This window comes from Micromonospora sp. NBC_00330, assembly GCF_036136635.1.
GTDB lineage: Bacteria > Actinomycetota > Actinomycetes > Mycobacteriales > Micromonosporaceae > Micromonospora > Micromonospora salmantinae.
In genome coordinates this window covers 4,422,689-4,435,028 of record NZ_CP108012.1, presented here as the reverse complement: position 1 = coordinate 4,435,028, position 12,340 = coordinate 4,422,689, and the positions used below count along the sequence as shown (strand labels likewise).

The window sequence follows — 12,340 nt, the reverse complement described above, 5'->3', positions numbered from 1 at the left end:
GCGCGTCACCGATCCTCCGGGTACGCATGTCAGAACGCGCCCTTGAGGTGGTCGACCTGCGCCGGACCCGCGTCGGGCAGCCGCACCGACAGCACGTCGAAGCGCACCTCCTCGGCGGTCGTACCGGTCTCGGTCAGCCACCGCGCGGCGAGCCCTCGCAGCCGGCGGGCCTTGGCCGGCACGACCGCCTCGGCCGGGGTGCCGAAGCGCTCACCCCGTCGGGTCTTCACCTCGCAGAAGGCGAGCACAGGCCCGTCCCACGCGATGATGTCGATCTCCCCGGCCGGGCAGCGCCAGTTTCGGGCGATCGGGCGCAGCCCCGCCTCGGTCAGGTGCCGGGCCGCGCATTGTTCGCCGTACGCGCCAACCGCCTGGTTCCGCTTCGTCATGGCCGGCACGCTGCCCGCCGGAGGGTGATCGCCGCGACCCGGCGGGGGCCCACCTGTGGACAACGGGGGTGCTGTGGACAGTCGCATGATCATGCCCGCGCTGTGCTAGGGCGTGACTCGTGTCCGCGCTGCCCGGACGATCGGCGGCCCGGTCGGCCGGGCTGAAATGGCGCGGGCGTGGCCGGTCGCATACGGTGCCTGACGTGGACGGACGACGGAGTTTTCCGGAAGATCAGGAGTCGCGCTGGTACCCCGACGAGCGGGGTCGCGGTTACGGCGAGTCGGAGTGGCGCGGCGCGGGCGAACCGCGGTACCGGGACAGCGAGATCCCCGAGCAGCGTGGTGCGGAAGACGGCCGTTCCGTCGAGGACACCGGAGTCGGCCGCCGCCGCGAGCCGGACTCGGGACGCTTCGGCGCCGTCGACGCGAGCCGCTTCGGTACGCCCGAGTCGGACTCGGGTCGCTTCGGCACCGTGAGCGATCAGACCGGTCGGTTCGGGGCGAGCGAGGCTGATTCGGGGCGTTTCGGCGCGGTCGACCCGTTGGGCGGCGCGCGGCCGGAGGCGGACGGTTACCGGGCCACCCGATTGCGACGGGCGGACCGGGACCCCTCGGAGACCTCCGGTGAGCTGCCCGGACGCCGCGCCGCCCGCGAGACGGCCACGGCGGGATCTCCGGTGACCAGCGCCCCGCCGGAGACGTCCCGCGACGGCACGTCGGCAGCGCCGGCCGGCGTGCTCGCCGACCAGGCTCGTCCCGCTCCGCTCGGCGGGTACCCGATCATCGAGCCGACCCGGGGTGGCGGCGAGACGCCGCACCCGCTGGAGATGCCGACCGGTCCGATGCCCGGGATCGGCCCGCGACCCGACCTGCCCGCAGGTGAGCCGCCGGTGTATCCGCCGGCCCCCGACGGCGTCTATCGGACCCGTCGACCGGTGCTGGCCGTACTCTTCGCGCTGCTGGTGTTGGTCTTCGAGGTTCCCGCGCTGCGGGTGCTGCTGGCGGGCGTGACCGGCGACCCGGTGGACGCCGGGAACGTGGTGGCGGGTATCGCCCTGGTCGCCGGTCTGCCGATCTTCGCGACCGGGCTGTACGGGCTACGAACCGGAGGTCTGGCGCTCGCCGACAACGGTCGGGGCTGGCTGCGCCCACCGACGGCCTACCTGACCGTCGGCCTGGTGCTCTTCCTGGCCGCCGCGCTCGCCGCCGGCTGACCCGGCCCGCCCGCCGCCGGCCTGACCCGCCGCCACCGGCCGGGTGCACGCTGACGGTTCGGACAAAAACCAGGAAATAGTGGCCTCCGGCGACGCGGAGGCCACTATTTCCCCGAACCAGCGCGATCTTCCTCAGCAACGCGCGCGATCAAGCAGGCGCGCGGCCGGGCAGGCGAGCAGGCAGAGCAGCACCTCACCCGCACCCCGGGGCGGCTGAACGGGCGAAGGGCGTACACTGGCCAACTGGCGACCGCCTCGTGCGGTCGACCTCGCGCGCCCTCTTCACGAATCGTCGTGGAGCGACGGCCTCCCTGGTCCCGATCTTGATCGGGTCCACCATGGGTCGGCGACCAGGCGCCAGGACGCCCGGCCACCGGCCGGGCGTGACAACCAGGGACCTTGAGGAGTACCCCAACCATGGCCGTCGTGACCATGCGTCAGCTGCTGGAGAGCGGTGTCCACTTCGGGCACCAGACCCGGCGCTGGAACCCGAAGATGAAGCGCTTCATCATGACCGAGCGCAACGGCATCTACATCATCGACCTGCGCCAGACCCTCGAGTACATCGAGAAGGCGTACGAGTTCGTGCGTGGGACCGTCGCCGAGGGTGGCAGCATCCTGTTCGTCGGCACCAAGAAGCAGGCCCAGGAGGCGATTGCCGAGCAGGCGACCCGGGTCGGCCAGCCGTACGTCAACCACCGCTGGCTCGGTGGCATGCTGACCAACTTCCAGACCGTTTACAAGCGGCTCCAGCGGATGAAGGAGCTGGAGGGCCTGGGTGACCTCAGCGGCACCGCCGCCGGTTACACCAAGAAGGAGACCCTGCAGCTCTCCCGCGAGAAGATCAAGCTGACCCGCACCCTCGGTGGCCTGCGGGACATGCAGAAGCTTCCCGCCGCGGTCTGGATCGTCGACACCAAGAAGGAGCACATCGCCGTCGACGAGGCCCGCAAGCTGGGCATCCCGGTGATCGCGGTGCTGGACACCAACTGTGACCCGGACGAGGTCGACTTCCCGATCCCGGGTAACGACGACGCGATCCGCTCGGCGGAGCTGCTGACCAAGGTCGTCGCCGCCGCCGTCGCGGATGGTCTGATCGCGCGTTCCGGCCGTCGCCGGGGCAACGACGAGAAGCCCGAGGGTGTCGCGAGCGACGAGCCGCTGACCGAGTGGGAGCGCGAGCTGCTCGAGCCGAAGAAGGCCGACGAGTCGGCTGCCCCGGCCGCTCCGGCCGCCGCTGCCGCCCCGGCCGAGCAGCCCGCCGCTGCCGCCGCCGAGCAGCCCGCCACCCCGGAGCAGCCGGCGCAGGCCGCCACCGAGCAGCCGGCGGCCGCCACCGCGGAGTGATCGCACCGTCGCTGCCCCGCCGTCCGTTTTCGCGAACGGCGGGCAGCGACGGTACGCCGGGCACGATCCGCCCGGATCCGGGTAACCGGCACCTCTGACCATCCACACGCCGTCTCAACACCGAAGAGAGAGCCATGTCCCAAATCACCGCCGCGGACGTCAAGAAGCTCCGCGACCTCACCGGCGCCGGCATGATGGACAGCAAGAAGGCGCTGACCGAGGCCGAGGGCGACTTCGACAAGGCCGTCGAGATCCTGCGCGTCAAGGGCGCCAAGGATGTCGGCAAGCGGGCCGGCCGTACGGCCGCGAACGGCCTGGTCGCCCACTCCGGCAAGGCGCTGCTCGAGCTCAACTGCGAGACCGACTTCGTCGCCAAGACCGAGTCGTTCATCGCGCTGGGCCAGCAGCTTGTCGAGCACGGTGAGCGCGCCGGCGTGAACTCCGCCGAGGAGCTGCTCGCCTCCGAGCTCGACGGCAAGGTCATCGCGGACCTGATCCAGGAGCAGTCCGCCAAGATCGGCGAGAAGCTGGTGCTCAACCGGTTCGCCCGGGTCGAGGGCACCACCGCCGTCTACCTGCACCGCAAGGCCCAGGACCTGCCGCCGGCCGTTGGCGTGCTGGTGTCGTACACCGGCAAGACCGACGAGGCCGGCGACGCCGACGCCCGTGGTGTGGCCATGCAGATCGCCGCGATGCGGCCGAAGTACCTCACCCGGGACGAGGTTCCGGCTGAGGTCGTCGAGTCCGAGCGGCGCATCGCCGAGCAGACCGCCCGCGAGGAGAACAAGCCCGAGGCGGCTCTGCCGAAGATCATTGAGGGTCGGGTCAACTCCTTCTTCAAGGACTTCGTCCTGATCGAGCAGTCGTCCGTCTCTGACAACAAGAAGTCGGTGAAGCAGCTGCTGGCCGAGGCCGGCATCGAGGTCACCCGCTTCGTGCGGTTCGAGGTCGGCCAGGCCTGAGCCGCCACCGGACGCCGCTGGCGCCCGTGGGCAGGAGACATAAACGAGGAGGCCGCCGGTGTACGTGACAGGCACCGCGGCCTCCTCGTCACATAGGGTCGGCAGCGGCAGGTTCGCGGTACGCGCCGCACGGGGCGTGCGCGTGGGGAAGGGCGGGGCGGATGACGCAGGTTGTGAGTGACCGGACGCTGGAGCTGGACGATCCGACGGCACCGCCGCCGGGGCGTGCCCGCCGGGTGGTGCTGAAGCTCTCCGGTGAGGTCTTCGGTGGCGGCGCGATCGGCGTCGACCCGGACGTCGTCCAGGCCATCGCCCGGCAGATCGCCACAGTGGTCCGCCGCGGCGTGCAGGTCTCCGTGGTGGTCGGCGGAGGCAACTTCTTCCGCGGCGCGGAGCTGCAGAAGCGTGGGATGGACCGGGCCCGCGCCGACTACATGGGCATGCTCGGCACGGTGATGAACTGCCTCGCGCTCCAGGACTTCCTGGAGAAGGAGGGCATCGAGACCCGGGTGCAGAGCGCCATCACGATGGCCCAGGTCGCCGAGCCGTACATCCCGCTGCGGGCCATCCGGCACCTGGAGAAGGGCCGCGTCGTCATCTTCGGCGCCGGCGCCGGAATGCCGTACTTCTCCACGGACACGGTGGCCGCCCAGCGGGCGCTGGAGATCCGGGCCGACGTGGTGCTGATGAGCAAGAACGGCGTGGACGGCGTCTACACCGCCGACCCGCGGATCGACCCCACCGCCAGCAAGCTCGACTCGATCACCTTCTCCGAGGCGCTGCGCCGCAACCTGCGGGTGGCCGACGCGGCGGCGTTCAGCCTCTGCATGGAGAACGGCCTGCCGATGCTGGTCTTTGGCGCGCAGGGTGACGACACCATCATCCGCGCGGTGGGTGGCGACAAGATCGGCACCCTGATCACCGCCTGAGTCCCGCCGACCGGCGACGACGACAGCGGGTCTGACGACTTTCAGCAGAGCCCACCACGAGCACAGAAGGAGGCGAGGAGACCGGTGATCGACGACACCCTCCTCGAGGCCGAGGAGAAGATGGAGCGTGCGGTTGAGCACGCCAAGGAGGAGTTCGGCGCCATCCGTACCGGTCGCGCCAACGCCGCCATGTTCTCCAAGGTCATCATCGACTACTACGGCACGCCCACGCCGCTGACGCAGATGGCGTCCATCGCGGTTCCCGAGCCGCGGATGGCCATCATCAAGCCGTACGACAACTCGCAGATCAACGCCATGGAAAAGGCGATCCGCGACTCGGACCTCGGGGTGAACCCGAACAACGAGGGCAACCAGCTGCGCATCCTGCTCCCGCAGATGACCGAGGAACGCCGCCGCGACATGATCAAGGTGGCTCGGCACAAGGGCGAGGAGGCCAAGGTGGCGATCCGCAACGTCCGCCGCCGTGGCAAGGAAGAGCTGGACCGGATCGTCAAGGACGGCGAGGCCGGCGAGGACGACGGTCGCCGCGCCGAGAAGGAACTCGACGACCTGACCCAGCGGTACGTGGCCAGCATCGACGACCTGGTGAAGCACAAGGAAACCGAGCTGCTCGAGGTGTGACCCATGCTCCGAGGCCCGTTCCCGACGTCGGGAACGGGCCTCGTTCCATAGGTCAGCAGGGGATCCAGACGGTCCTGGTGCTCTCGGCGAACGGCTCGCCGGTGTTCCAGTCGCGCAGCGAGAAGTGGGCGGTGGCCCGGCCGGGGTGCAGCGCCGGAGCGATCCGGGCGAACGCCATCCCGAGTTCGGCGGTGCCGCCGTCGCAGAGGATCTCGCCGGCGCCGTGGCCCCCGGTGGCCCAGAGGGTCGGCAGGCCGTCCTGCACCAGCGAGGCCGACATGAGGACGATGCCGGCCGGGCAGTTCCGGGCGGCGGCGGTGACCCTCGCTGCCGGGTACGTCACCCCCGGTTCGCCGATGGGCGGCTCGAACGGGTACAGCTCGCTGGTGTGGCGGTCGATGGTGATCCTGGTCCGTGCCGTGGTGGCGGCGGCCGGTGAACCTGCTCCCAGGACCATGGCGGTCACCGTCAACACCGCGAGACCGAACTTGTACATGTGAGTGCCCTTCCCCGTTGCGGAGCGCGGGCTGGCGCCGGCGCGGCACCAGCGGACCACGCCGGGCGGGTTGGCTCAGTACTCGATCGCGCACCGGACGAGTCGGATCGACGGCTGCGGATCGCCTGCGGTCTGCCGTACCGGATGGGTGTGCGTCGCTGGCCGACGGGCCGGCGGCGCCGGGTGGCGTCCGTGTGCGTGCCTCGTCCGCCGTGCCGATCCGGCGTGTGCAGTAGGCTCGGCAGGATTCCCGGCCACCGGGTGGTGAACACCGGGGATCGACCGACCGTCGGGGCGGTCAATCGGAGGAACATCGCACGTGTAGGGGATGCTTGTGGTCTTGCGTCATGTGGTGGTTCTCGTGCCGCTTCGCGGTGCGTGATGTCCCACCCCGACCCCTACGGCAGCGAGCCTCGTGGCTGGGACCGGCCGGAGCGCCCGGTGGCGCTGCCCTGGCCGGACCAGGAGCTGGAGGCCGGCCAGTGGAGCCGCCGTCCGGCCGCCGGCCCTGAGCTGTACGCCGACCCGCACGCCCGGCCGTACGCCGACCCGCACGCCGCGGACCCGTACGACGAGCGTGGCCGCCCGGTCCGCCCGGACGACCGTTTCGACGACCGGGACCGGCGCGATCGTTTCGACGACCGGGACCGGCACGTTGACGACCGCAACCAGCCCGACCGGTACGACGACCGGGGTCGCGGCGACCGCTACCCGGACCGACCTCCCGCGGCCGAGGGGCCGCCCCGGTACGACGGCCCGGACCGTGGGCGCGTCGACGAGCCGAGCCGTCTCGACGGCCCTCCCGGCCGCTTGGACGACCCCGGGTACCCGACCGAGCAGCTCACGCCCGTCCGGGCGGAGGTGGTGCCGGACGAGGCTCCGACGACCGGTCGACGGTCGAAGGGGCGACGGCGGGCCAGCCTCGACCGACCGGCCACCCAGCAGGTGGGCACCGGGCGGGCCGGGCGCAACCTTCCCGCGGCGATCGGGGTCGGCCTCGGCCTCGGCGCGTTGATCGTGGTGCCGCTGGTCTTCTATCCGTTGGCCTTCCTGCCGGTGATCGCCGCCGCGGTCGCCATCGGCATGTGGGAGATGGCCCGCGCGGTACGACGCAGCGGTGCGCACCCGCCGCTGGTGCCACTGATCGCCGGTGGCGTGTTGACAGTGGGTCTGGCCTGGTACGCCGGCCCGGACGCGCTCAGCCTGGGGCTGCTGGTCACCGTGCTGGGCACCATGATCTGGCGGTTGGGTGACGGGCCGGCCGGGTTCCAGCGGGATCTCACCGCGGCCACCCTGATCGCCGTCTACGTGCCGTTCCTCGCCGGTTTCGCGGCGTTGCTGGCGGCGGCCCCCGGCGACGGCCACCTGCGCATCCTGGCCACGCTGATCGGGGTGGTCCTCTCCGACACCGGTGGGTACGCGGCCGGGGTCTCCTTCGGCCGTCACCCGATGGCCCCGTCGATCAGCCCGAAGAAGTCCTGGGAGGGCTTCGCCGGCTCGGTCACCGCGGCGGCCCTGGGCAGCGCGGTGCTGCTGTGGCTGATGTTCGAGGTGGCTCCCTGGTGGGGCGCGCTGTTCGGGGTGGCCGTCTCCTGCGCGGCGGTCCTCGGCGACCTGGCCGAGTCGATGATCAAGCGGGATCTCGGCGTGAAGGACATGAGCAACCTGCTGCCCGGCCACGGCGGTCTGATGGACCGGCTGGACTCGATCCTGTTCGCGGTGCCGACGGCCTACCTGCTGCTGGCGGTCTTCGTGCCGGTGGTGAACTGAGGTATGAATCACGGCGACCTGGTCATCCGGCTCCGGCGGTCGCGGCCCGTTCGACACCTCCGGACCAGCAGCCGCCGCCGACGGCGTGACACACTGGACCAGCCATGACGAGCCTGCCCTTGATCCCCGCCATCTCGGTCGCCCCCGCCGCGCGCCGGGCCTCCATGCCCCCTCAGCACCTCGCTGACCTGGACCTTGCCGGCCGCCAGGCGTTGGTCACCGGGCTGGGTGAGCCGGCCTTCCGCGCCAAGCAGGTCTCCAACCACTACTTCGGGCGGTTGGTCCGCGACCCGCAGGCGATGACCGATCTGCCCGCCGCGACCCGGGAGCGGCTGGCCGACCAGTTGCTGCCGACGCTGCTCAACCCGGTGCGCGAGCTGGCCTGCGATGACGGCGCGACCCGCAAGGCGCTCTGGCGGCTGCACGACGGTGCGCTGGTGGAGAGCGTGCTGATGGGTTACCCGGACCGGGTGACCGTCTGCATCTCCAGCCAGGCGGGTTGCGGCATGGCCTGTCCGTTCTGCGCGACCGGGCAGGCCGGGCTGACCCGCAACCTGTCGACGGCGGAGATCGTCGACCAGGCGGTGTACATGGCCGGGGTGGCGGCCTCCGGCGTGGTGGCCGGTTCTCCGCCGAGGTTGTCGCGTGTCGTCTTCATGGGCATGGGCGAGCCGCTGGCCAACTACAACCGGGTGATCGGGGCGATCCGTCGCCTGGTCAGCCCGGCCCCGGAGGGGCTCGGGCTGTCCCAGCGGCACATCACCGTTTCCACGGTCGGCCTGGTTCCGGCCATCCACCGACTGGCCAGCGAAGACCTCTCAGTGACCCTTGCGTTGTCGTTGCACGCGCCCGATGATGATCTGCGCGACGAACTCGTGCCGGTAAACCAGCGCTGGAAGGTAGCCGAGGTGCTGGACGCAGCGTGGGACTACGCCGCCCGGACGGGCCGCCGCGTGTCGATCGAGTACGCGATGATCAAGGACGTGAACGACCAGCCGTGGCGAGCCGACCTGCTCGGGCGGCTGTTGGCCGGCAAATTGGCCCACGTGAACCTCATTCCGCTCAATCCGACGCCGGGCAGCCGCTGGGACGCGAGCCCGAAGCCGGTCGAGCGGGAGTTCGTCCGGCGGTTGCGCGACGCCGGGGTGTCCACCACAGTTCGGGACACCCGAGGTCGCGAGATCGACGGCGCGTGTGGCCAGCTTGCCGCCGCCGAAGACAACGACACCAACACCGACCGCGCCGGAGAGGCACCGGCGTGACCGGGCGTGGCGAACGAGACCAGGAGACATAGTGGCGAGTCAGGGTCAGCGTTTCCGGCGCAAGGCGCTCCGCCGGGGATACAAGGTCGACGAGGTGGATGCCTTCCTCGACCGGGTCGAGGCGACGCTCGACGGCCGACAGGTCGGTGCCCCGGTGGCCTCCCAGGAGGTTCATGACGTCGTCTTCCGGGTCCGCTTCAACGGTTACGACGAGTGGCAGGTCGACCTGCACCTGGACCGGGTCGAGCGGCAGCTGGCCGAGCTGGAGGAGCGCAACAGCGCCGGGCGCGGTGGCGACCCCCGGATGGGTGACCGGATGGGCCCACCGGACCGGATGGGTCCGCCGATGCGTGACGACCGGGGCATGGTCCCGCAGCCGATGCCGCCCCGGCCGATGCCCGCGCAGGCCGGCCCGCCCTACGGCCGCTACGACGAGCCGACCGGTGCCTTCGCCGGTGGATACGAGGCCCCCCGCGGCGGTGGTTACGACGCGCCACGTGGCCCGGCCGGCCCCCCGATGGGTCCCGGCGGCCCGATGGGCCCCGGCCCGATGGGTGGCCACGGCATGCCGCAGCGCGGCCTGCCCGCCGGTCCCAGCGGGTACGGCCCCCCGGACGACCAGCGCTCACCCGGCGGCTACGGCCCGGATGATCAGCGCGGCGGGTACGGCCCCGACGACCAGCGCGCGCCCGGCGGTTATCCGCCGCCGCCGGAGGAGCCGCGCTTCGACGGCTTCGAGGCCGGGCGGCACGGTCGCGCCGACATGACGGCCGAGATCCGGATGCCGGAGCGGGATCTGCGCGACATGCGCCGTGGTCCGGCCGGTCCGCCTCCGCCCCAGCAGGGAATGGGTGGTCCGCCGATGGCGGGTCCACCGATGGCCGGGCCGCCCGCGGTGGCCGGCCCGCCGATGGGTGGTCCGCCGATGGCCGGTCCGCCCGGCAGCGACCTGTACCGGGTCGACCAGATCCGCCGTAGCTTCCAGGTGCGCCGGTTCGGCAGCGGGTACGACCCCGACCAGGTGGACCGGTTCTTCGACACCCTGCTCGGCGGCATGCAGCGCCGCAACCCGATGCCGGTCGACCCGAAGGACCTGGACACGCTCCGGTTCGGCCTGGTGCCGGGTGGCTACTTCGAGGCCGAGGTCGATGCCGCGCTCAAGGACGTGCAGGACATTCTCTTCGGGCGCTGACCCCGACGCGACACGGACGAGGGCCCGTCCCCCGGGTGGGGGCGGGCCCTCGGCGTACGTCGGCCGGTCGTCCGGCGGTGGGTCGGGTCAGGAGCGCAGACCGCTGCGCCGCAACACGACGTCGCCGATCACGATGATCAGCAGCAGCGCGGCCAGGCCGATCAGCCAGATGTCCTCGACCCTGCCCTCGTGGTTGCCGCAGATCATCGCCAGCAGCGCCAGTGCGGACAGCACGGCGCCGATCTGCCCGGCCTTGCGGTGCCCGGGCTTGTGCTGGTCTGGCGACGTTACCGGCTCGCTTCCTGCCACTGTCGGTCCTTCCCTCGCGATCGGATCTTTGGTTAGTCTGGCACGCCTCGTACGCGGTGCGGTGGGGTGGGGGTTTCCTGGCCATCGGCCCTGCCCCACCTGGGCTGGACGGCACTACCGGCGTCGCGGGGCGGCGGTCAGACTCGCTCCGGTAGCGTTTGGCGTACACCTGATTGTCTGTTTGAGGGGGACTGTGCGGTGCGAGTGACCGGAACCGGGCACGCCAGCATGCGGATCGACACGGCCGCGGGCAGCATCCTGTGCGACCCGTGGGTCAACCCGGCCTACTTCGCGTCGTGGTTTCCTTTTCCGGACAATTCACTGCTGGACTGGGAGAGCCTGGGTCAGGTCGACTACCTGTACGTCTCCCACCTGCACCGGGACCACTTCGACGCGAAACACCTGCGCGACTTCATCTCCAAGGACGCCACGGTCCTGCTCCCCGAGTTCCCCACCTCGGAGATGGAGGACGAGTTCCGGGCGTTGGGCTTCACCAAGTTCCTGAAGGCGCCCAATGAGCAGGTGGTGGAGCTGCCCGGCGGCCTGAAGATCATGATTCAGGCGTTGACCAGCCCGACCGACGGGCCGATCGGCGACTCGTCGCTCTGGGTCGAGTACGAGGGTGTGCGGCTGCTCAACCAGAACGACGCCCGCCCCACCGACCTGAGCGTCTTCGCCGAGCTGGGGCACGTGCACGCGCACCTGCTCCAGTTCTCCGGCGCGATCTGGTACCCCATGGTCTACGAGTTGCCACAGGCGGCGAAGACCGCGTTCGGCAAGCAGAAGCGTGACCGGCAGTTCGACCGGACCTGGCGGTACATCGACGACCTGAAGGCGTCGCACGTCTTCCCGATCGCCGGCCCGCCGTGCTTCCTCGACGACGCCCTGTGGCAGTTCAACGACATCCACGGCGACGAGGGCAACATCTTCCCCGACCAGTCCGTCTTCCTGTCGGAGTACGCCAAGGTCGGCGGCACCAACGGGATCGTGTTGCTGCCGGGCAGCGTCGCCGAGGTCACCACCGAGGGCGCGAGCACCACCCACCCGGTGCCGGTGCAGGAGTTCTTCGCGAACAAGGTCGCGCACCTGGAGGAGATGCGGGAGCGCAAGCGCCCGATCATCGAGGCGGAGAAGGCGTCCTGGCGGCACCCCGAGGTGGACGTCCTGGGGGAGATGAAGCGTCGGATCGAGCCGCTGCTCGACGAGTCGATCTACCTGGCCAAGGGGGTCGGCGGCCCGGTCCGTTTCGACCTGGTGGGGTACGACGGCGAGAGCGTCGAGTCGATCGTGGTGGACTTCCCCGGCAAGGAGGTCCGGCCGTACGCGGACGAGAAGGTGCGCTACCGGTTCCGGACCGAGCGGTCGCTGATCGAGCACCTGCTCTTCATCGACGAGGTGGACTGGGTCAACTCGCTCTTCCTGTCCTGCCGGTTCTCGGCGGCCCGGATCGGCCAGTACAACGAGTTCGTCTACGCGTTCTTCAAGTGCCTCTCGGAGGAGCGGCTCCAGTACGCCGAGGGCTGGTACGACGAGCACGAACGCAGCACCGACGCCGAGGACATCACGTTGGGCGACTGGGTGGTGCAGCGGCGGTGCCCGCACCTGAAGGCGGACCTGACCCGCTTCGGCATCGTCGACGGTGACCAGCTCACCTGCCAGTTGCACGGCTGGAAGTTCGACCTACCCAGCGGCCGCTGCCTCACCAGCGTCGGCCACAAGGTGCGAGCCCACCGGGTGGACGCGGAAACCCCCGCCCCCGCCGGCGAGGCCGTGATCTGATCCCGCGTGGTGGGGCGCGCGACGTCGGGCCCGGCCGCACCGGTTCCGC

12 protein-coding genes are annotated in these 12,340 nt (G+C 70.9%); 9 read left to right on the top strand and 3 right to left on the bottom strand.

The genetic code is table 11. The features are described from left to right. Nucleotides 1–29 precede the first annotated feature (29 nt). A complete protein-coding gene (locus tag OG598_RS19895; RefSeq protein WP_328650554.1) occupies nucleotides 30–389 on the bottom strand; it encodes a YraN family protein in 360 nt (119 codons plus the stop codon). 203 nt (nucleotides 390–592) lie between these two features. Here OG598_RS19895 and OG598_RS19890 point away from each other — a divergent pair, with 203 nt between their 5' ends. From OG598_RS19890 to frr, 5 genes are all read left to right on the top strand, one after another. Further along, on the top strand, nucleotides 593–1,603 hold the full coding sequence (locus tag OG598_RS19890) for a hypothetical protein (protein WP_442931327.1): 1,011 nt from the start codon (nucleotides 593–595) through the stop codon (nucleotides 1,601–1,603). A gap of 417 nt (nucleotides 1,604–2,020) precedes the next feature. Beyond that, entirely contained in the window at nucleotides 2,021–2,950 is a 930-nt protein-coding gene (gene rpsB, locus OG598_RS19885) for a 30S ribosomal protein S2 (protein WP_238645818.1), read from the top strand. Between the two features lie 134 nt (nucleotides 2,951–3,084). Beyond that, a complete protein-coding gene (gene tsf / locus OG598_RS19880; protein WP_091400300.1) occupies nucleotides 3,085–3,912 on the top strand; it encodes a translation elongation factor Ts in 828 nt (275 codons plus the stop codon). A gap of 161 nt (nucleotides 3,913–4,073) precedes the next feature. After that, nucleotides 4,074–4,841: a UMP kinase gene (gene pyrH / locus OG598_RS19875; protein WP_030487501.1), complete on the top strand. Its 768-nt coding sequence runs from the start codon at nucleotides 4,074–4,076 to the stop codon at nucleotides 4,839–4,841. An 84-nt stretch (nucleotides 4,842–4,925) separates the two neighbouring features. Continuing rightward, nucleotides 4,926–5,483 (top strand): ribosome recycling factor, encoded by a 558-nt coding sequence (gene frr, locus OG598_RS19870; protein ID WP_088946658.1) that lies wholly within the window; start codon nucleotides 4,926–4,928, stop codon nucleotides 5,481–5,483. Between the two features lie 52 nt (nucleotides 5,484–5,535). On the opposite strand, the gene OG598_RS19865 is transcribed toward frr, so the two are convergent. Next, nucleotides 5,536–5,979 carry a hypothetical protein gene (locus tag OG598_RS19865; protein WP_328650553.1) on the bottom strand — a complete coding sequence of 148 codons (444 nt, stop codon included), beginning with the start codon at nucleotides 5,977–5,979 and terminating at the stop codon, nucleotides 5,536–5,538. A 381-nt stretch (nucleotides 5,980–6,360) separates the two neighbouring features. Here OG598_RS19865 and OG598_RS19860 point away from each other — a divergent pair, with 381 nt between their 5' ends. The 3 genes from OG598_RS19860 (at nucleotide 6,361) to OG598_RS19850 (ending at nucleotide 10,203) form a co-directional block, all read left to right on the top strand. Beyond that, nucleotides 6,361–7,749: a phosphatidate cytidylyltransferase gene (locus tag OG598_RS19860; protein WP_328650552.1), complete on the top strand. Its 1,389-nt coding sequence runs from the start codon at nucleotides 6,361–6,363 to the stop codon at nucleotides 7,747–7,749. A gap of 104 nt (nucleotides 7,750–7,853) precedes the next feature. Next, nucleotides 7,854–9,011, top strand: coding sequence for a 23S rRNA (adenine(2503)-C(2))-methyltransferase RlmN (gene rlmN, locus OG598_RS19855; protein ID WP_328650551.1), 1,158 nt, complete (start codon nucleotides 7,854–7,856; stop codon nucleotides 9,009–9,011). Nucleotides 9,012–9,042: 31 nt separating this feature from the next. Continuing rightward, nucleotides 9,043–10,203, top strand: coding sequence for a DivIVA domain-containing protein (locus OG598_RS19850; protein ID WP_328650550.1), 1,161 nt, complete (start codon nucleotides 9,043–9,045; stop codon nucleotides 10,201–10,203). Between the two features lie 87 nt (nucleotides 10,204–10,290). Here the strand turns inward: OG598_RS19850 and OG598_RS19845 are convergent, their stop codons facing one another. After that, entirely contained in the window at nucleotides 10,291–10,512 is a 222-nt protein-coding gene (locus tag OG598_RS19845) for a DUF2631 domain-containing protein (protein ID WP_091400308.1), read from the bottom strand. Between the two features lie 198 nt (nucleotides 10,513–10,710). Here OG598_RS19845 and OG598_RS19840 point away from each other — a divergent pair, with 198 nt between their 5' ends. After that, a complete protein-coding gene (locus tag OG598_RS19840; protein WP_328650549.1) occupies nucleotides 10,711–12,291 on the top strand; it encodes a Rieske 2Fe-2S domain-containing protein in 1,581 nt (526 codons plus the stop codon). Nucleotides 12,292–12,340 lie beyond the last annotated feature (49 nt).

Bases quoted from the DNA above. Each gene is read 5' to 3' on its own strand.
- tsf (WP_091400300.1), top strand. From the start codon at position 3,085: ATGTCCCAAATCACCGCCGCGGACGTCAAGAAGCTCCGCGACCTCACC.
- OG598_RS19860 (WP_328650552.1), top strand. From the start codon at position 6,361: ATGTCCCACCCCGACCCCTACGGCAGCGAGCCTCGTGGCTGGGACCGG.
- rlmN (WP_328650551.1), top strand. From the start codon at position 7,854: ATGACGAGCCTGCCCTTGATCCCCGCCATCTCGGTCGCCCCCGCCGCG.
- OG598_RS19895 (WP_328650554.1), bottom strand. From the start codon at position 389: ATGACGAAGCGGAACCAGGCGGTTGGCGCGTACGGCGAACAATGCGCG.
- pyrH (WP_030487501.1), top strand. From the start codon at position 4,074: ATGACGCAGGTTGTGAGTGACCGGACGCTGGAGCTGGACGATCCGACG.
- OG598_RS19865 (WP_328650553.1), bottom strand. From the start codon at position 5,979: ATGTACAAGTTCGGTCTCGCGGTGTTGACGGTGACCGCCATGGTCCTG.
- rpsB (WP_238645818.1), top strand. From the start codon at position 2,021: ATGGCCGTCGTGACCATGCGTCAGCTGCTGGAGAGCGGTGTCCACTTC.